The sequence below is a fragment of the Paenibacillus sp. FSL H8-0332 genome, from assembly GCF_037963835.1.
Taxonomy (GTDB): domain Bacteria; phylum Bacillota; class Bacilli; order Paenibacillales; family Paenibacillaceae; genus Paenibacillus_AQ; species Paenibacillus_AQ rhizoplanae.
The window spans coordinates 6390389-6408827 of the sequence record NZ_CP150145.1 but is presented as its reverse complement, the minus strand read 5'-3'; the positions used below and the strand labels follow the sequence as shown (position 1 = coordinate 6408827).

Genomic DNA, 18439 nt, shown 5'->3' with positions numbered 1-18439 from the left:
AAGAAAAAACATAAGTAATACACCGATTTTGTGGATAAAAAGTGAATAATGTGGATAGATAATTGCTATTCGTGGATAACTCGTTTTTGCCGGAAGAAACTCTTTCCGGTTTTTTATTTTTTAGTACAAAGGCTGTGGATAACTTGTGTATTAAAGCCGATTCGGGGCGCCTCGTTAGCATCCGGACGATTTGCTTGTTATACTCTCTAATAAGCAATAATTGTCGCGATTTCTATGAAATATTAACGGGGTGAGCAGAATGGAAATTAGGAAATTACGGAACGAAGAATTTGAGGACAGCTTGAGCTTGTCCGAATATGCTTTTCAGTACAAGGTGTCCGGGGAAGACCGGGTACGCGCCAGGGAGAAATTTAAGCCGGACCAGATATGGGGGCTTTTTGAAGGAGATGGAATAGGCGCACAACTGACGCTTCTTCCGCTACAGGCATGTATCCAGGGCAGACCCGTTTCCATGGGGGGAATTGCCGGTGTCGCGACTTGGCCGGAGAACCGCCGGCAGGGGTATGTAGCCCATCTGCTGACCCATGCGCTGAAGACAATGAATGAGAACGGTCAAACGTTGTCCTTTTTGCATCCGTTCCTGATTCCTTTTTACCGTAAATTTGGCTGGGAGATCTACTGTGAATATAAGAAGTACACCATTCCTGTAGGGAAGTTCCCGAATAAGACGGAGATCCAAGGGACTGTGAAGCGCGGGACACCTGATATTGCAGTATTTCAGCAGTTGTACAATACATTTGCCATGCGGTATAACGGCACGCTCCTGCGCACTGAGCAATGGTGGAAAGAAAGAGTGCTCGATGAGGATACGCACAGAGGTGTGTTTTATTCGGAGCAGGGTGAACCGGAAGGATATGTGCTGTATAAAATAGTGAACCAAGAGCTGATCATTGATGAATTTATCTATGTGAATGAGCTGGCCCGCCAGGGCTTGTGGACCTTTCTTGCCAACCATGACTCCATGATTACAGCCGCACAGCTGAAGCTGGTGCCTGCTGATGACATACTTCCCTTCCTTCTCCCCGATCCGCGGATTGCGCAGGAGAATTATCCATACTTCATGGCACGTATTGTCAATGCTAAGGCTTTTGTGGAGAATATGACCTTCAATGTGCCGAAGGGTGACCGTGAACGGCTGCTTTATATTGAAGATAAGCATGCTTCCTGGAACAACGGGTTGTGGCGGTGGAATGTGTCGGAGCAGGGGGAAGCAACGTTTACCCAGATTCAGGGCGAGCGGTCAGAGGCTGACCTTGAATGCAGTATCGGTACGCTTACTGTGCTGCTGATGGGATATAAACGTCCGCATCAGGCAGCCAGGTACGGACAATTATCGGGGACTGCTGAGGCGACAGCTTGGCTTGAAGCGCTGATTCCGCAGGCCGAGACGGCATTATTCGATTTTTTCTGACAGAGAACGGCTCTTCCCCTTCCCTTGGAAGCGGAGGAGCTTTCCTATACATAACGTCTCAATTCAGTGATCTGTAAAGGGAACTGGAATACAATGCAGCCAATAAGTAAAAAATAAGAGTAACCCCTTGGAATTCAGTGAGAATATGTTATAATATGAAAAAGTCAAAGAAAGTCAAAGTCAACGCGGCCCCGAGCTCATCGTTCTCAGGAATGTAACATTTAGAGAAAAGCGCAGTGCATAGGCGATCACAGCCGATTCTTAATGCATTGCCCGGGTTAAATTCTTAAGAGCATGTCTGGACGGCAGGCGTTGGCGCAGTACAGATTTACCCAATGCTTACACACTGGAGGATGAGTGATGCGTAATATCTCCGATATTATTGAACAATATCTGAAAGGTATTTTGCATGAAAGTCCCGAAGGTACGGTGGAAATTCAGCGCAATGATCTGGCGGACCAGTTCTCCTGTGTCCCGTCTCAGATCAATTACGTCATTAGTACACGGTTCACATTGGAAAAGGGTTATGTCGTGGAGAGCAAACGCGGCGGTGGCGGATATATCCGGATTCAGCGCTATGAGCTGCCTCAGAATGTGGCCTTGTATGCACATCTGAACTCCACAATAGGGAATGATATTGATCAGAATTGTGCCGAAGGGCTGATTTATCAGCTGGAGGAGGCCCGTTTCCTCTCCAAACGTGAAGCGTGTCTGATGCGGTCCGCGGTTTCCCGGGAATGCCTGACGGTTAATCTGCCGTACCGGGATGAGATTCGTGCCAAGCTTATGAAGGCTATGTTAATCTCTTTATTAGGCAAATAATTTGTCAAATGGTAGGAGGGACACCGCTCATGCTATGCCAGGAATGCGGCGTCAAACCGGCTACACTCCACTTCACGAAGATTGTGAACGGAGAGAAGACGGAGTTTCATATCTGCGAAAGCTGTGCGCGGGAGAAGGGTGAACTGATTCCCGGGACTGCGGGAGGCTTCTCTATCCACAGCTTGCTTTCCGGTCTCCTTGATCTGGAAGGCTCGGGCAAGGGCAAAACAGCAGCGCAAAATGTGCAGGGTCTGCAGTGTGAAAACTGCGGCATGACCTATTCACAGTTCAGCAAGCTTGGACGGTTTGGCTGCAGCTCTTGCTATAAGTATTTCGATAGTACGCTCGACCCGCTTTTCAGACGGGTGCATGGCAGTACGGCACATGTCGGCAAGCTTCCCAAGCGTGCAGGTGCACAGATCATGTGCAAACGCCAGATTGATGAGCTGAAGCAGGAATTGCAGCAGAGTATTGTGCAGGAGGAGTTCGAGACCGCAGCTGAGCTGAGGGACAGAATCCGCAAGCTTGAAAAAGAAATGCCACAAGAGTAAAGTCTTTGATATATAGGGGGGATTGGACATGTCAAGTCTCCGGTTTACCGAACAAGCACTTAGTGACTGGATGCGCTGCGGTGGCAGTCATTCTGAGATTGTAATCAGCAGCCGTATGCGAATCGCACGTAATCTGGAGCATCTGCCCTTCCCGCTGCTTGCCTCAAGAGAGCAGTCCGAAGAGGTGCTGGACCTGCTTGCCCCCGTTTTTCAGGGTGAAGCCTCTGCAGATTTCGGCAACTTTGAGCTGCTGAGACTGGATGAGCTGGATGAGCTGGATAAAAAGGTACTGGTCGAGAAGCATCTCATCAGTCCTAATCTGGCGGATGATTCCAAAGGCGGAGCAGTCATTCTTAATGAGGACGAGTCGGTCAGCATTATGATCAATGAGGAGGATCATCTCCGCATTCAGTGTCTGTTCCCCGGATTGCAGGTCAGAGAAGCCTGGGTAAGGGCAACTGCCATCGACGATATTTTTGAGGCTGCTGTGAATTATGCCTTTGATGACCGCAGAGGTTACCTGACCAGTTGTCCCACCAATGTGGGAACAGGGCTGAGAGCTTCGGTTATGGTCCATCTGCCGGCCTTGGTGATGACTCATCAGATTAACCGCATTTTGTCCGCAGTCAATCAGGTGGGGCTTACCGTTAGAGGAATTTATGGTGAAGGCAGCGAAGCAGTAGGGAATATCTTTCAGATCTCGAACCAGATTACGCTGGGACAGACCGAGAATGAGATCATCGAGAATCTTCACAGCGTAGTCACCCAGATTATAGAGCATGAACGGAATGCACGTGAACGCCTGCTGGTCGACTCTGCTCTCCGGATTACGGACCGCATCAAACGTTCCTACGGAATTCTGTCCTATGCGGCAGTGATGGAGCTTAAGGAGTCCGCACAGCGGCTCTCCGATCTGCGGCTTGGTGTGGACCTTGGAATTCTGGAAGGGCCGTCGATTTCAGTGCTCAATGAGTTGAATGTCAAGACCCAGACTGGTTTTCTGCAAAAGCTGTTCGGTGACGAGCTGACTTCCACCGAACGCGATATGTACCGGGCGAAGCTGCTCCGGGAGACATTGGGATCACAACATTAATTATAGATATATATTATCCGTGGAGGTGCAGGAGATATGATGTTTGGAAGATTTACGGAACGCGCACAAAAGGTGCTGGCGCTGGCGCAAGAAGAAGCCGTACGTTTGGGACACAACAACATTGGGACAGAACATATTTTGCTCGGACTGATTCGTGAAGGAGACGGCATTGCCGCTAAGGCACTGATCGGACTGGGTCTAGGTCTGGAGAAGATACAGGATGAAGTGGAAACGCTGATTGGCAGAGGTCAGGAGCAACCGACCAACATCGCTTATACTCCTCGTGCCAAGAAGGTGATTGAGCTGTCCATGGACGAAGCCCGCAAGCTGGGTCATACGTACGTGGGAACAGAGCATATCCTGCTCGGTCTGATCCGTGAAGGAGAGGGTGTAGCAGCTCGTGTGCTGAACAATCTCGGCATTAGCCTGAACAAGGCACGCCAGCAGGTACTGCAGCTTCTGGGCAGCAGTGAAGCCACCTCCAGCCACAGCGGAGCTCCGGCGAACGTTAGCACACCAACGCTGGACGGCCTGGCGCGCGATCTGACGGCCTATGCCAAGGATGGTAACCTTGACCCTGTGATCGGCCGCAGCAAGGAAATTGAGCGTGTCATTCAGGTGCTGAGCCGCCGGACCAAGAATAATCCGGTACTGATTGGTGAACCGGGGGTTGGTAAAACAGCGATTGCCGAAGGTCTGGCCCAAAAGATCATCAACAATGAAATTCCGGAGACTCTGCGCGACAAACGCGTAATGACCCTTGATATGGGTTCTGTCGTAGCCGGTACGAAATACCGCGGTGAGTTCGAGGACCGCCTCAAAAAAATCATGGATGAGATTCGCCAAGCGGGCAACATCGTACTGTTCATTGATGAGCTTCATACGTTGATCGGTGCGGGTGGTGCGGAAGGTGCGATTGATGCCTCCAACATCCTGAAGCCTGCTCTAGCCCGTGGTGAGCTGCAATGCATCGGTGCCACTACGCTTGATGAATACCGCAAATATATTGAGAAGGACGCTGCCCTGGAGCGCCGCTTCCAGCCGATCACCGTGGATCAGCCTTCGCCGGAAGAAGCCGTTCAGATCCTGTTCGGTCTCCGCGACCGCTATGAAGCTCATCACCGGGTGAAGATTACGGATGAAGCCATTGTGGAAGCCGTCAAGCTGTCGGACCGCTATATTCCGGACCGGTTCCTGCCGGACAAGGCGATTGACCTGATTGATGAAGCGGGCTCCAAGGTAAGACTGAATTCTTACACCATTCCGCCGAATCTGAAGGAACTCGAAATGCGTCTGGATGATATCCGCAAGGAGAAGGATTCCGCAGTACAAAGCCAGGAATTCGAGAAGGCTGCTGCACTGCGCGATACCGAGCAGAAAATTCGGGAAGAGCTGGATACTACGAAGAACCAGTGGAAAGAAAAGCAGGGCCGCACCGATTCTCAGGTTACGCCTGAGGATATCGCACAGGTGGTTGCCAGCTGGACCGGCATTCCGGTCAGCAAGCTGAAGGAAGAAGAGACGGACCGTCTGCTGAACATGGAGTCTTTGCTTCATGAACGGGTAATTGGACAGGATGAAGCCGTTAAGGCTGTCAGCCGGGCACTCCGCCGGGCACGTGCGGGTCTGAAGGACCCGAAACGTCCGATGGGCTCCTTCATCTTCCTCGGACCCACAGGGGTTGGTAAAACCGAGCTGGCACGGGCACTTGCCGAAGCGATGTTCGGTGACGAGAATGCGGTAATCCGCATCGACATGTCGGAATACATGGAGAAGCACTCCACCTCGCGTCTGGTTGGGGCTCCTCCAGGATATGTAGGATATGAAGAAGGCGGACAGCTTACGGAGAAGGTACGCCGCAAGCCATATTCCGTGGTCCTGCTGGATGAGATTGAGAAGGCTCACCCTGAAGTGTTCAACATTCTGCTGCAGGTGCTGGAAGACGGCCGTCTGACCGATTCCAAAGGCCGCGTGGTCGATTTCCGTAATACACTGATTATCCTGACCTCTAACGTAGGCGCACAAGCGATCCGTAAGAATTCGACTCTAGGCTTCACCGCGGTACAGGATGCCGGTGCCGATTACGGCAATATGAAGGGTAAGGTAATGGAAGAGCTGAAGAAGAGCTTCCGCCCTGAGTTCCTGAACCGGATCGACGAGATCATTGTCTTCCACTCCCTGGATGAGAAGCATATCGCCGAGATCGTTACCCTGATGTCCGAGGAGCTGCGCAAGCGTCTGCGAGAGCACGATGTAGATTTCCTGCTGACGGATGCTGCCAAAGCATTCCTGGCTAAAGAGGGCTACGACCCGGCCTTCGGTGCCCGTCCGCTCCGCCGGGCGATTCAGAAGCATATCGAAGACCGCCTCTCCGAAGAGCTGCTCAAAGGAAACATCAAGAAGGGGGATTCCCTTAACATTGATGAGGTTAACGGCGAACTGGTTGTTACCACCGTTGAAGCACCGGCAGAGGTCTCCCTGGAAAAAACAGTCGAAACTGAATAATTGTTCCGGAAAATGAAACAAAGCTCCCGCTCCTCCGTATAGAGGGGCGGGAGCTTTGTTTGTAACCAGCCCATCAGGCATGACCTAGACATGCCTAAATGAAGACGCAAATGAAAAGTAGATCTTAAGTGTCCTTCCGTTAAGTGTGCAGAAATGGTAAACTTTGAATAAGAGAAAAATATCCGCAATTTTAGCAAGTTCGGACGGTAAGGAGTGCACATGGCTAAACCTAAAACAAAATTTTTCTGTACCGAATGCGGCTACGAATCACCGAAATGGTTCGGTAAGTGCCCGGGCTGCCAGGAATGGAACTCGATGGTAGAAGAAACGGAAAGCGTCGTCAAAACACAAGGCATGAATGCACCTATTTTTCAGAGTAAAGAAAAGGCGCAATCGATCATAAATATAGAAAGTGACAAGGAGCCGCGTATTCTGACGGGCATCGGTGAGCTTAACCGCGTGCTAGGCGGAGGGATCGTACCCGGCTCGCTGGTGCTGGTTGGAGGCGACCCCGGAATCGGGAAATCCACACTGCTGCTTCAGACTTCGCATGCCCTTACCACTCAGGGACTGCGCGTTCTGTACATTTCGGGGGAAGAATCCGTGCGGCAGACTAAGCTGCGGGCCGACCGCCTCGGAGCACTGTCTGCGGAATTGTACGTTCTATGTGAGACGAACATGGAGAGTATCGAGGAAGCGATTGAGCAGATTCAGCCTCAATTTCTGGTTATTGACTCGATCCAGACTGTATTTATGCCGGAGGTAACCAGTGCGCCGGGCAGTGTGGCACAGGTGCGGGAATGTACGACAAGATTCATGCGAATCGCCAAGATCCGGGGAATTGCCACAGTGCTTGTAGGGCATGTAACGAAGGAAGGCGCTATTGCCGGCCCGCGTATGCTGGAGCACATGGTGGATTGTGTCCTTTACTTTGAAGGAGAACGCCATCATACGTACCGTCTGCTGCGTGCGGTGAAGAACCGCTTCGGCTCCACCAATGAGATCGGCATTTTTGAAATGGGGGAAATCGGGCTGACCGAGGTGGAGAACCCGTCAGAGCTGTTCTTGTCCGAGCGCCCGCTCGGCGTGGCCGGTTCAGCTGTGGTAGCCAGCATGGAGGGCACAAGACCCGTTCTTGTTGAATTGCAGGCGCTGGTTGCTTCGACACATTTCCCTTCGCCCCGCAGAATGTGCACAGGTATGGATCATCAGAGAATGGCGCTGATCATTGCTGTACTGGAGAAGCGGATGGGCATGTTCCTGCAGAATCAGGACGCTTACCTCAATGTCGCGGGAGGGGTGAAGCTGGATGAGCCGGCGGTGGATTTGGCTGTTGCCGTCAGCATCGCCTCCAGCTTCCGTGATTTTCCGACTAAGCCTTATGATGTGTTTTTCGGGGAGGTAGGGCTTACCGGTGAGGTGAGAGGGGTATCACGCGCTGAGATGCGGGTGAAGGAGGCGGCCAAGCTTGGCTTCCGGCGGGTGATTATGCCCGAGAAGAGTCTGAAGGGCTGGAAGCATCCGCAGGATATCCAGATTATAGGCGTCAGCACAGTAGCACAGGCACTAGCGGTCGCGTTAGATTAGGGGGCACAGACATGAAAGAATATAATCCATTAGATAATATGAATGATCTGCTTAGAATGGCCGCACCCGGAACACCCTTCCGGGAGGGGCTGGAGAACGTGCTTCGCGCGAAGACCGGGGCACTGATTGTTGTCGGATATAGTCCGGAAGTCATGGAGGTTGTCGATGGCGGCTTCTCCATTAACTGCGATTTTTCGCCCAATTATTTATACGAGCTGGCCAAAATGGACGGAGCGATTATTCTGAGCGAGGATCTGAAGCGGATTCTGTACGCCAACACACAGCTTATCCCCGATTCTTCCATCTCTTCGATCGAGACAGGAATCCGTCACCGGACGGCTGAACGTGTAGCGAAGCAGACCGGCAAGCTGGTTGTTTCCATTTCCCAGCGCCGTAATATTATTACGCTGTATCAGGGCTCCATCCGTTACGCGCTCAAGGAAATCGGTGCGATTCTGGCCAAAGCCAACCAGGCGATTCAGACCCTGGAGAAGTACAAAGCCGTTCTGACACAAGGGCTGACCAACCTGTCTGCTTCCGAATACGAGGGGATTGTAACGGTGGCGGAGGTCGTCGGTGTGATTCAGCGGGTGGAGATGGTTCTGAGAATCAAAATGGAAATTAAACGTTACATCAACGAGCTTGGCAATGAAGGCCGGCTGATCAGCATGCAGATGGAAGAATTGGTTGGAAATACTGAGGAAGACGCATGGCTTCTGTACAGAGACTATGCAAGAGTGGAGCAGGAGGACAAGATCCGTGAGATCATTGCCGGGCTGAAGCGCAGCAGTGATGATGAACTGATGGATGACAACCATATTGCCCGCTTGCTGGGCTATTCCTCGACAGCCATTTCCTCCGAAGAAGCTGTGACTCCGCGCGGTTACCGCCTGCTGAACAAGATTCCAAGGCTGCCGAATGTAATCATTCACAATTTGGTAGAACGCTTCGAAATGCTGCCTAACCTGATGAAGGCAAGCATTGCTGAACTTGATGAAGTAGACGGCATCGGTGAGATCCGCGCACGCAATATTCAGGATGGGCTGAAGCGGCTCCAGAAACAAGTTCTTATTGACAGACAAATGTAAATACCATACAATCACGTAATGTCGCAGTCCCATGCAGTACAAGTAGGAAAACTGAGGTGAAGAAATGATACAAAAATCAATTCCAAGTCTTTTTACGATTGGTAATCTGATGCTTGGAATGTTTGGTATCATGATGGCGTTTGACGGTAAGCTGAGCATGGCCGCTATCATGGTGATTATCGCGATGCTGCTCGATGGGCTGGATGGCCGTGTGGCCCGTGCGCTGAAATGTGAGAGTGAATTCGGCAAGGAGCTGGATTCATTATCCGATGTAGTTTCTTTCGGAGTAGCGCCGGCACTGATTATGTATTTGACAAGTCTGCAGGAGTTGAACCCTGCACTGGGGTGGACGATCACAGCGATCTTCCCAGTATTCGGAGCCTTGCGTCTGGCCCGGTTCAATGTCCGCCCGGGGATTCCCGGATATTTCGTAGGATTGCCGATTCCTGCTGCGGGTGGGGTTCTCGCCACGCTTGCACTTTTCCATAAGGATGTATCTGCACCATTCATGATTGTGGCTACATTGCTGCTCTCTTATCTGATGGTCAGCACTGTGAAGTATCCTAACTTCAAGAAGATTGGTTTTCCCAAAAAAGCGGTTGTAGGCGCACCTCTTGTCATAGTGCTTGCTGTAGCCGTTGCTGTTGTCTTCCCCGAGCAGATTGCCAAGCTGATCTTTGGACTGCTTGCGCTGTACGCTTTGTATGGCTTCAGGCAGAGCCTGGGACTGTTTAAGGTCCGCCGGCAACGCCGCCGCAGAAGACGCACGGAGGATAAGGTATATCATTCCAAGAACGGCTAGCCCTTCTTTAGAACTTATCTCATTCATAGACCGTAAGTAAAAAGGCATTGCCTTTCCTGAATATCAGGAGAGTGCAATGCCTTTTTGCTGTCTGCGGGAAGGGAAGTATACGTATATGGTTCCCCCCACACTGGCGGAATGGATGAAGGAGAGCGCAGACGGTCTGCTCAGGACAAGTTGAACAATCCGAGAGTTGCGCATTTCTGCGATTCCTTGGCCACAACCTCGTCCATATTGATTGCAAGCAAATTGCAGAGCGCAGACATGTAGAACAGCTCGCGCCCCAGCTCGGAGCCAATGACCTCGCGGCAGTTCTCGCACAGCTCCCCTGCCAGGTGGGTTCCGGCAAGCTCCTTGGCTTGCTCTAGCCCCAACGTGGGTTCGAAGACCTGCTTGGTGGCATGCAGCTGAATGCAGCCGCATTCGGTAATGGCTTTGACGACGGCTCGATTGACGGAAGCACTGCTCTGTCCGTTCTTGGACATTACATCCAGAAGACTACGGTGACGGAGCAGCAGTTCGGAGACTTGATCCTGGAAGGCCTGTAAACTTGGTGCGCTCATTTTCCATTCACCCCTGGGTTCGTAATTGAGTTCATTATATGTCAGGGCCTCCCTTATTTTCAACCAGAAATAGAGGTTTACGGCAAGAGAGCTGACCGGGAATTTCGGGCTTACAGAAAAAATAACGGCCCTCTGGATTATCGTCCTAAAAATTGGAACATACTGGTGAGGTATAGAGGATTGGTGGATGAATAAAAGGAGGTGCGAGGTTATGTGGAAAAAGATGATTTTGATGCTTGCCGGGTTATGTGGAGCCTGGTCCGGTTATTCGCTATATCACGCGGCAGAAAGAGGCTTCCCGGTTGGGATTGGGAAACTAGAGGATAGCTTGCCTATGGAAGGAAGCGTTTTGTGTGCGGTGCTGGGTGCCATTATTTTTCTGATTGCGGGGACTTTATGCGCGGAATGGGCAAGTTCAAAACTGCGGGAGGCGGTTGCGTATTGCTCGCGTATCCCGATGAATGAGCTTGCTGCAAGCGCAGCGGGGCTTACGGGAGGTCTGCTGCTGTCTCTGCTGCTGTATCCCGTTATGGCCTGGCTGGGCAAAGCAGGGGAGCTGCTGCAGGTAGCAGCTACGCTTGCCCTGGGTTATATGGGTCTGAGGATCGGACTGGAGAAGAAGGAGGAGCTCGCTTCGCTCTGGAATACCGGACGCTGGGCGCGTTCTGCGGAACCGGAGGAACGCGGAAATCAGGAGCATAAGATCCTCGATACCAGCGTGATTATTGACGGACGGATTGCTGACATCTGCAAAACGGGCTTCATCGAAGGCACCATTGTTATTCCTGAATTCGTACTGGAGGAGCTGCAGCATATTGCGGATTCATCCGATTTGCTGAAGCGTAACCGCGGACGCCGGGGGCTCGATATCCTGAATAAGATTCAGAAAGAGCTGGACGTTAAGGTGCTGATCTATGAAGGGGATTTCGAGGAAATCTCGGAGGTGGACAGCAAGCTGGTTAAGCTGGCGAAAGTGCTGCACGGCAAGGTCGTCACCAACGACTTCAACCTTAACAAGGTGTGTGAGCTGCAGGGAGTGTCAGTACTGAATATTAATGACTTGGCGAATGCAGTGAAGCCGGTGGTTCTGCCGGGCGAAGAGATCATTGTACAGGTGATAAAGGACGGCAAAGAACATGGACAAGGCGTAGCCTATCTGGACGATGGCACGATGATTGTGGTGGAGGGCGGCCGGGATTATATCGGCACTACGATGGAAGTTCTGGTGACGAGCGTACTGCAGACATCGGCAGGACGGATGATTTTTGCCAAACCGAAGCTGCTGGAAAAAGCACAATAAGTTCAGCCCAGGCCTCCGGTAACGCCCTTTCGGGCTTGGAAATGCCAGCCAAACACGTTATGATGGGAGTATACGTGAAAGAAAGACAGGAGCCGAAAGCATGTCAAACAGTGTTGGCGTCGTTATCGTAGCGGCAGGCAGAGGAACCCGGATGGGAACGGCAGAGAGCAAGCAATATTTGCTGCTGCAGGGCAAGCCGATTATCGTGCATACTCTGGAGGTATTCCAGCGGCATGAGCGGATCTCCGAGATTGTGCTTGTCACCGGGGAAGAGGATGTGCATCGCTGTAAGCAATGGGTACAAGCCTACAAGCTGGATAAAGTGGCTGCTGTCATCACCGGGGGAGCGCAGCGCCAGCATTCGGTACGCCGCGGACTGGATGAACTTAACACCCATTGGGTCATGGTTCATGACGGGGTAAGGCCGTTCGTGCAGGACAGCGAGATAGAGGCTTGTTACGAGCGTGCGCAGTCAGCCGGAGCGTCGGTGCTGGCAGTACCGGTTAAGGATACGATCAAGCAGGTCGACAGTGAAGGCAAAGTGCTGTCTACGCCGGATCGGCGAAGTCTGTGGGCGATTCAGACCCCGCAGACTTTTCGTTTGTCCGATCTGCTGTCCGCCTATGAGGAGGCAGAGCGGGACGGTTTTCTTGGTACAGATGATTCCAGTCTGGCGGAACGCAGCGGCATTACCGTGTCAGTTGTAGAAGGCAGCTACAAGAATATTAAGATCACGACGCCGGAGGACCTGGATTTCGCTGAATTCACAGTAAGAAGCAGGGGAGAGGAACACAGATGATTGCTGTAGGACAAGGATTTGACGTACACCAGCTGGTCGAGGGAAGGCCGTGTATTATCGGCGGAGTGACGATTCCTTATGAGAAGGGGCTGCTGGGGCATTCCGATGCGGATGTGCTGCTGCATGCTGTAACCGACGCTATACTGGGAGCACTGGGCCTTGGGGATATCGGCAGACATTTTCCCGATACCGATCCGGCCTTCAAGGATGCAGACAGCTTGAAGCTGCTGGAGCAGGTATGGGCACTTGCGCGTGAGCGCGGATACCGGCTGGGGAATATCGATTCAACCATCATTGCGCAAAAACCGAAGATGGCACCTTATATTCCGCAGATGACGGAGATTATTGCCCGTACGCTGAACGCTGACGTATCGAAGGTGAATGTAAAAGCAACAACGACTGAGCAGCTTGGCTTCGCAGGGCGCGGAGAAGGAATTGCCGCCCAATCTATTGTTTGTCTGCTGCAAGATGTGATATCATCGTGAGATGGCTTTAGCTTAAGGAAATGCCTAATTTTAACTATTATGAAGCGGAGGGAAACCCATGGCGGATCAAGTTCGGGTGCGTTACGCACCGAGCCCTACGGGACATTTACATATCGGAAATGCCAGAACAGCCTTGTTTAACTATCTGTTCGCCCGCAATCTGGGCGGCAAGTTCATTATCCGGATCGAAGATACCGATCTTAAGCGCAACATTGCAGAAGGTGAAGAGAGCCAGCTGAAGTATTTGAAGTGGTTGGGAATCGATTGGGATGAAAGTGTGGATGTAGGCGGGGAATACGGGCCTTACCGCCAGACTGAGCGTTTGGATCTATACCGTGTCTACTGGCAGGATATGCTGGACCGCGGCTTGGCTTACCGCTGCTATTGCACGGCGGAAGAGCTGGAGGCCGAACGTGAAGAGCAGACGGCACGGGGCGAAACCCCGCGTTATTCCGGCAGACACCGTAATTTGACCGAGGAGCAGCGCATGGCCTTTGAGGCGGAAGGACGCGTGGCCAGCATCCGGTTCCTTGTTCCGGAAGACCGCACTTATACCTTCAATGATATCGTAAAAGGGAGCATTTCGTTCAATACCAAAGAAATGGGCGACTTCGTCATCGTGAAGAAGGACGGTATTCCGACCTATAACTTCGCCGTAGCGGTAGACGACCATCTGATGGCTATCTCTCATGTGCTGCGAGGTGAAGATCATATCTCTAACACCCCGCGTCAGCTCATGATCTATGAGGCACTGGGCTGGGAAGCTCCGCTATTCGGCCATATGACACTGATTGTTGGCGATGACCATAAGAAGTTGAGCAAACGGAATGAATCGATCATTCAGTTTATCGAACAGTACGATCAGCTGGGCTACCTGCCTGAAGCTCTGTTTAACTTTATTACCCTGCTAGGCTGGTCGCCTGAGGGAGAAGAGGAGATCTTCACGAAGGAAGAGCTGGTCTCGATCTTTACGGCGGACCGACTGTCAAAGAGCCCGGCAGTATTTGATACGAACAAGCTGGCGCATCTGAACAATCACTATATCAAGCATGCCGATCCCAAGCGGATCGCGGCACTTGCCATTCCTCATTTGCAGAAGGCTGGCCGTCTGCCTGAGGTGCTGAGTGAGGAGCAGCAGAGCTGGGCGGAGAGCCTGGTTGCGCTGTACCAGGAGCAAATGACAGCTGCGTCGGATATTATTGGCCTCTCCGAGCTGTTCTTCCGCAGCCATCTGGAGCTGGAGACTGAAGCGGCACAGGTACTTGCCGAAGCCCAGGTTCCTGAAGTGCTGTCCGCATTTTTGGCCAAAGTGGAGGCTGCCGAAGATTTCAGCGCTCCGCATATGGCTGTTCTGATCAAGGAAGTGCAGAAGGAGACCGGACATAAGGGCAAAGCGCTGTTTATGCCGATTCGTGTCGCTCTTACGGGACAGATGCATGGCCGTGATTTGAATGCAACGATTGCATTGCTCGGCCGCAGCCGGGTGATCGAACGCCTGAAATCACAAATCAAAGGCGCTTAGGCAGGGACATGCAAGGGGAGAAGACCCTTGTCAGTTCTGTGGCTTTTCGCTAAGATAGAAGAATATAAGAATAGCTGGGATCAGGAAAAGTAGGCGTATAAGGGCAATTACCAGAGAGAATAACCGCTTAAGGGCCAATGCCCTAGCAGGCTGGGAGTTATTCATTTGTCTGCCGCTGAAGATGCACCTGTGAGCTGCATGGTTGAACGTCCCTGTGCGGGACTGTAGACTGTGCCGGGCTGTCGCCGTTACAGACGCCAAGAGGAACACCGGATACAGGGGCTGGGAAGTTAGACGGCCCCTAGTGTATACGAATGTTCAAGCAGAGTGGGACCGCGGTTAAACGTCTCTGCAGCTATCATGCTGCAGGGGCGTTTTTTGTTGAAATATAAGAATGTATAGGTTTCACGCTATACATTATCCTTCTATTTCTCGCTGAAACGGTACCGTCCTTCAAAAAGGACGGCAAAGCCGTTTCCACTTGAAATATAGCATCTCAAAGAAGAGGGGAACCGCGATGTTTAAGCATATCAAGTCGGACATTCGGGCAGTATTCGACAATGATCCCGCCGCCCGCAGCAGGTTCGAGGTAGTCTTCACCTACGCCGGGCTTCATGCCATCTGGGCACACCGGACGGCCCACTCTTTTTACAAACGCCGCTGGTTTACCTTAGCACGCATCGTCTCTCAGATCAGCAGGTTCATGACCGGAGTGGAGATTCATCCGGGCGCGGTCATCGGCAGCCGGTTGTTTATTGATCACGGAATGGGTATTGTCATTGGTGAGACCTGCGAGATTGGTGATGATGTCATCATTTATCAGGGGGTTACACTTGGGGGAACCGGCAAAGAGAAGGGCAAGCGCCACCCTACCGTCGGCAACAATGTAGTCATCGGCTCTGGTGCCAAAGTACTGGGTTCCTTCAGAATCGGCGATAATTCCAATATCGGCTCCAACGCAGTTGTGCTGCGTGAAGTGCCAAACAACAGTACGGTAGTTGGCAATCCCGGGCGTGTGGTCAAGCGTAACGGAGAACGTGTATCCGACCGACTGGATCATACCAAGATGCCTGACCCGCTGATCGATTCCCTCAAGTTCCTGCAGAAGGAGATCGAGGAGCTAAGAGAACGGATGGGTACTGAAGATAATCAGAAGCAAGAACAGCGGCGGCTCGAAAGCCAGCAATATATCGGCGATTACGAAATTTAAGGGTACCGGCATTTCAGGAATCCGGGGACAACAGAAAGGGTTGGGACAAGAATGGCTTTGCACATATACAACACAATGACGCGCACGAAGGAAGAATTTGTACCGCAGGAGCCGGATAAGGTGAAAATGTACGTCTGCGGACCCACAGTCTACGGCTATATGCATATCGGGAATGCAAGACCGGTTATTGTTTTTGACATGGTGCGCAACTATCTGGAGACGCTTGGCAATGAGGTCCGCTATCTGACGAACTTCACCGATGTGGATGATAAAATGATCCGCAAGGCGGAAGAACTGAACATCACCGTAGCTGAGGTTGCCGAAATGTTCATTGCCGCCTATCAGGAGGACTTGACCGGACTTGGTGTGAAGCCGGCGACGTTGAATCCGCGTGTTACGGAGAGCATGGACACGATTGTCGAGTTCATTAAGGAGCTTGAGGACAAAGGCTACGCCTATGAGAACGGTGGAGATGTGTATTACCGTACCGGCAAATTTGCCAATTACGGCAAGCTGTCCCGCCAGAATCTGGAGGAGCTGCGCTTCGGTATCCGTGTCGAGGTGGATTCGCGCAAGGAGAACCAGGAGGATTTCGTACTCTGGAAGGCAGCCAAGCCGGGTGAGGTGCACTGGTCCAGTCCATGGGGAGAGGGCCGTCCCGGCTGGCATATTGAATGCTCGGCGATGGTGCGTGAATATTTGGGTACGACGATCGACATTCACGGCGGCGGAGAGGATTTGAAATTCCCGCATCATGAATGCGAATGTGCCCAGACCGAAGCGCTGACGGGTGAACCGTTGTCGAATTACTGGATGCATAATGCTTTTCTGAATATCGGCGATGAGAAAATGTCGAAATCGCTGGGGAACGGTCTCCTGGTGAAGGATATCCGTGCGCGCTTCAAGCAGGGTGCTATCCGTTACTTCATGCTATCCAGCCATTACCGCAATCCGCTGAACTTCACTGAGGAAGCACTGCTGTCTGCTGAGAAAAGCGTAGAGCGGATCGCTCTGGCCGAAGGTAATGTGAAGCATCGCCTTGAGCTGGCGGCGGAAGGGGCAGAGGGTGAAGCAAGTCCGCAGATTACGGACCGGCTGGCCGCTATTGTGAGCAATTTCCATGTCCGGATGCAGGATGATTTCAATACACCAGACGCCATTACGGCGGTATTTGACTGGGTGAGCCTGGCGAACCTTACGCTTGCTGACCATGAAGCGAATCCGGCTGACTTCGCAGCACTGCTGAAGGCTTTTGCCGAGATGAATGCTGTGCTTCGTCTTACTGTTGAGGCTGAAGAGGAAGTGGCAAGCGAAGAGATTGAACGCCTGATTGCAGAACGTGCAGAAGCGCGCAAGAATAAGAACTGGAGCCGGTCGGATGAAATCCGTGATGAGCTGAATGCACTGGGGATTCTGCTGGAAGACACTCCACAGGGAATGCGGTGGCGGCGCAAATGAACGGGCTGTTTGATCTGAACCGCGCCTGGTTCCCGTATGAACCCTCCAAGCCGGCCCATTTGCTGCCGCCTATTGTTCTTGCGTATGCAGGAGATGCTATCTACGAAGTTGCGGTCCGGCAGTATCTGATCTCGCTGCCTAATCTGCGCCCTCAGCATCTGCACCGCTCGGCCACCGGGCTGGTCTCCGCCAGAGCGCAGAGCACCATTCTTGCTTATCTGGACCCGGTGCTCACCGAGGAGGAGAAGGATGTGGTCAGACGGGGGCGCAACGCCAAATCCGGCAGCATTCCCAAAAATGCGGATGTTCTGGAATACCGCCACGCGACCGCTTTTGAATGCATGATCGGCTATTTATATTACACAGGACAGCAGGCGAGAATCCAGGAGCTTGTTCACAGCAGTATCGAATATATGATGCACCGGCCCAAGTGAGTATACAGAACAGGAGATAAAACAATGGAAGAATTGAGAACAGAAGAGGAAATATTGGCAGGCAAGCATTCAGTGCTTGAAGCCCTTAGAGCGGGACGGACACTCAACAAAATATGGATCGCCGAGACCGCGCAAAAACACCTGACCGCACCTATCGTTGCGGAAGCGCGCAAGGCGGGCATTGTCATTCAGCATGTGGACAAGCGCAAGCTGGATCAGCTCGCACCAGGAGTCCAGCATCAGGGAGTGGTTGCGCAAGCGGCGCCTTTTGCCTATACAGAGGTTGCTGATATTCTGGCGATAGCTGAAGCGAAGGGAGAACCGCCGTTCCTGCTCCTGCTGGATGAAATCGAAGATCCGCATAACCTCGGGTCGATCCTGCGTACGGCTGACTGCACAGGAGTGCACGGGGTTATTGTGCCGAAGCGCCGTTCCGCGCAGATTACAGCCACAGTATCCAAGACCTCGGCCGGTGCAGTCGAATATGTGCCCGTCGCCCGCGTAACGAATCTTGGACAGACCATTGACCGGCTGAAGGAGCAGGGAGTCTGGGTAGTCGGTACGGATGTGGATACCGATCAGAATTTGTTCGGATCTGATATTTTTACCGGACCGGTGGCGGTGGTGATCGGCAATGAGAATAAAGGGATGGGCCGCCTGATCCGTGAGAAATGCGATGTACTGCTTAAGCTGCCGATGGCCGGAAAAATTAACTCTCTGAATGCTTCGGTGGCAGCGGGCGTAATCATGTACGAGGTACTCCGCCGCCGCCAAGAACAGGGATAACT

At 52.2% G+C, this 18439-nt stretch carries 17 protein-coding genes; 16 read left to right on the top strand and 1 reads right to left on the bottom strand.

All coding sequences use genetic code 11. The features are described from left to right. Positions 1-259 precede the first annotated feature (259 nt). The 8 genes from NST43_RS27935 (at position 260) to pssA (ending at position 9880) form a co-directional block, all read left to right on the top strand. A complete protein-coding gene (locus NST43_RS27935; RefSeq protein ID WP_339220580.1) occupies positions 260-1432 on the top strand; it encodes a GNAT family N-acetyltransferase in 1173 nt (390 codons plus the stop codon). Positions 1433-1792: 360 nt separating this feature from the next. Then, positions 1793-2254, top strand: a complete 462-nt coding sequence (locus NST43_RS27930) for a CtsR family transcriptional regulator (RefSeq protein ID WP_209994299.1) — start codon at positions 1793-1795, stop codon at positions 2252-2254. 29 nt (positions 2255-2283) lie between these two features. Further along, the gene (locus NST43_RS27925; protein WP_209994300.1) at positions 2284-2805 is read left to right on the top strand and encodes a UvrB/UvrC motif-containing protein; all 522 of its coding nucleotides are present in this window, start codon (positions 2284-2286) and stop codon (positions 2803-2805) included. 28 nt (positions 2806-2833) lie between these two features. Beyond that, complete coding sequence (locus tag NST43_RS27920; RefSeq protein ID WP_209994301.1) at positions 2834-3898, top strand: protein arginine kinase; 1065 nt, start codon at positions 2834-2836, stop codon at positions 3896-3898. A 36-nt stretch (positions 3899-3934) separates the two neighbouring features. Further along, complete coding sequence (clpC, locus tag NST43_RS27915; protein WP_209994302.1) at positions 3935-6403, top strand: ATP-dependent protease ATP-binding subunit ClpC; 2469 nt, start codon at positions 3935-3937, stop codon at positions 6401-6403. A gap of 219 nt (positions 6404-6622) precedes the next feature. Further along, positions 6623-7990, top strand: coding sequence for a DNA repair protein RadA (gene radA / locus NST43_RS27910; RefSeq protein ID WP_209994303.1), 1368 nt, complete (start codon positions 6623-6625; stop codon positions 7988-7990). An 11-nt stretch (positions 7991-8001) separates the two neighbouring features. After that, the gene (disA, locus tag NST43_RS27905; protein ID WP_209994304.1) at positions 8002-9078 is read left to right on the top strand and encodes a DNA integrity scanning diadenylate cyclase DisA; all 1077 of its coding nucleotides are present in this window, start codon (positions 8002-8004) and stop codon (positions 9076-9078) included. Positions 9079-9142: 64 nt separating this feature from the next. Beyond that, the gene (pssA, locus tag NST43_RS27900; protein ID WP_209994305.1) at positions 9143-9880 is read left to right on the top strand and encodes a CDP-diacylglycerol--serine O-phosphatidyltransferase; all 738 of its coding nucleotides are present in this window, start codon (positions 9143-9145) and stop codon (positions 9878-9880) included. Between the two features lie 167 nt (positions 9881-10047). Here pssA and NST43_RS27895 read toward each other — a convergent pair whose 3' ends face one another. After that, on the bottom strand, positions 10048-10443 hold the full coding sequence (locus tag NST43_RS27895) for a hypothetical protein (RefSeq protein WP_036692322.1): 396 nt from the start codon (positions 10441-10443) through the stop codon (positions 10048-10050). Positions 10444-10654: 211 nt separating this feature from the next. Between NST43_RS27895 and NST43_RS27890 the strand changes: the two genes are divergently transcribed. The 8 genes from NST43_RS27890 (at position 10655) to rlmB (ending at position 18437) form a co-directional block, all read left to right on the top strand. Continuing rightward, complete coding sequence (locus NST43_RS27890; protein ID WP_339220577.1) at positions 10655-11743, top strand: PIN/TRAM domain-containing protein; 1089 nt, start codon at positions 10655-10657, stop codon at positions 11741-11743. 100 nt (positions 11744-11843) lie between these two features. Continuing rightward, positions 11844-12542 (top strand): 2-C-methyl-D-erythritol 4-phosphate cytidylyltransferase, encoded by a 699-nt coding sequence (ispD, locus tag NST43_RS27885; RefSeq protein ID WP_339220576.1) that lies wholly within the window; start codon positions 11844-11846, stop codon positions 12540-12542. Beyond that, entirely contained in the window at positions 12539-13027 is a 489-nt protein-coding gene (gene ispF, locus NST43_RS27880) for a 2-C-methyl-D-erythritol 2,4-cyclodiphosphate synthase (RefSeq protein WP_209994308.1), read from the top strand. The genes ispD and ispF overlap by 4 nt, the downstream gene beginning before the upstream one ends. A gap of 58 nt (positions 13028-13085) precedes the next feature. Further along, positions 13086-14549 (top strand): glutamate--tRNA ligase, encoded by a 1464-nt coding sequence (gltX, locus tag NST43_RS27875; RefSeq protein WP_339220575.1) that lies wholly within the window; start codon positions 13086-13088, stop codon positions 14547-14549. 517 nt (positions 14550-15066) lie between these two features. Further along, positions 15067-15759 (top strand): serine O-acetyltransferase, encoded by a 693-nt coding sequence (gene cysE / locus NST43_RS27870; protein ID WP_209994310.1) that lies wholly within the window; start codon positions 15067-15069, stop codon positions 15757-15759. A 51-nt stretch (positions 15760-15810) separates the two neighbouring features. Next, positions 15811-17217, top strand: a complete 1407-nt coding sequence (gene cysS, locus NST43_RS27865) for a cysteine--tRNA ligase (protein ID WP_339220573.1) — start codon at positions 15811-15813, stop codon at positions 17215-17217. Continuing rightward, positions 17214-17651 (top strand): ribonuclease III domain-containing protein, encoded by a 438-nt coding sequence (locus tag NST43_RS27860; RefSeq protein ID WP_036692340.1) that lies wholly within the window; start codon positions 17214-17216, stop codon positions 17649-17651. Before cysS ends, NST43_RS27860 begins: the two co-directional genes overlap by 4 nt. 24 nt (positions 17652-17675) lie before the next feature. After that, the gene (gene rlmB, locus NST43_RS27855) at positions 17676-18437 is read left to right on the top strand and encodes a 23S rRNA (guanosine(2251)-2'-O)-methyltransferase RlmB (RefSeq protein WP_209994312.1); all 762 of its coding nucleotides are present in this window, start codon (positions 17676-17678) and stop codon (positions 18435-18437) included. The last annotated feature ends 2 nt before the right edge of the window (positions 18438-18439 follow it).

What these genes read in the sequence shown, in the direction of transcription:
- NST43_RS27935 (WP_339220580.1), top strand. Translation starts at nt 260, where the DNA reads ATGGAAATTAGGAAATTACGGAACGAAGAATTTGAGGACAGCTTGAGC.
- cysS (WP_339220573.1), top strand. Translation starts at nt 15,811, where the DNA reads ATGGCTTTGCACATATACAACACAATGACGCGCACGAAGGAAGAATTT.
- rlmB (WP_209994312.1), top strand. Translation starts at nt 17,676, where the DNA reads ATGGAAGAATTGAGAACAGAAGAGGAAATATTGGCAGGCAAGCATTCA.
- NST43_RS27895 (WP_036692322.1), bottom strand. Translation starts at nt 10,443, where the DNA reads ATGAGCGCACCAAGTTTACAGGCCTTCCAGGATCAAGTCTCCGAACTG.
- ispD (WP_339220576.1), top strand. Translation starts at nt 11,844, where the DNA reads ATGTCAAACAGTGTTGGCGTCGTTATCGTAGCGGCAGGCAGAGGAACC.
- ispF (WP_209994308.1), top strand. Translation starts at nt 12,539, where the DNA reads ATGATTGCTGTAGGACAAGGATTTGACGTACACCAGCTGGTCGAGGGA.
- disA (WP_209994304.1), top strand. Translation starts at nt 8,002, where the DNA reads ATGAAAGAATATAATCCATTAGATAATATGAATGATCTGCTTAGAATG.
- NST43_RS27890 (WP_339220577.1), top strand. Translation starts at nt 10,655, where the DNA reads ATGTGGAAAAAGATGATTTTGATGCTTGCCGGGTTATGTGGAGCCTGG.
- gltX (WP_339220575.1), top strand. Translation starts at nt 13,086, where the DNA reads ATGGCGGATCAAGTTCGGGTGCGTTACGCACCGAGCCCTACGGGACAT.
- NST43_RS27930 (WP_209994299.1), top strand. Translation starts at nt 1,793, where the DNA reads ATGCGTAATATCTCCGATATTATTGAACAATATCTGAAAGGTATTTTG.
- NST43_RS27920 (WP_209994301.1), top strand. Translation starts at nt 2,834, where the DNA reads ATGTCAAGTCTCCGGTTTACCGAACAAGCACTTAGTGACTGGATGCGC.
- cysE (WP_209994310.1), top strand. Translation starts at nt 15,067, where the DNA reads ATGTTTAAGCATATCAAGTCGGACATTCGGGCAGTATTCGACAATGAT.
- pssA (WP_209994305.1), top strand. Translation starts at nt 9,143, where the DNA reads ATGATACAAAAATCAATTCCAAGTCTTTTTACGATTGGTAATCTGATG.
- NST43_RS27860 (WP_036692340.1), top strand. Translation starts at nt 17,214, where the DNA reads ATGAACGGGCTGTTTGATCTGAACCGCGCCTGGTTCCCGTATGAACCC.
- NST43_RS27925 (WP_209994300.1), top strand. Translation starts at nt 2,284, where the DNA reads ATGCTATGCCAGGAATGCGGCGTCAAACCGGCTACACTCCACTTCACG.
- radA (WP_209994303.1), top strand. Translation starts at nt 6,623, where the DNA reads ATGGCTAAACCTAAAACAAAATTTTTCTGTACCGAATGCGGCTACGAA.
- clpC (WP_209994302.1), top strand. Translation starts at nt 3,935, where the DNA reads ATGATGTTTGGAAGATTTACGGAACGCGCACAAAAGGTGCTGGCGCTG.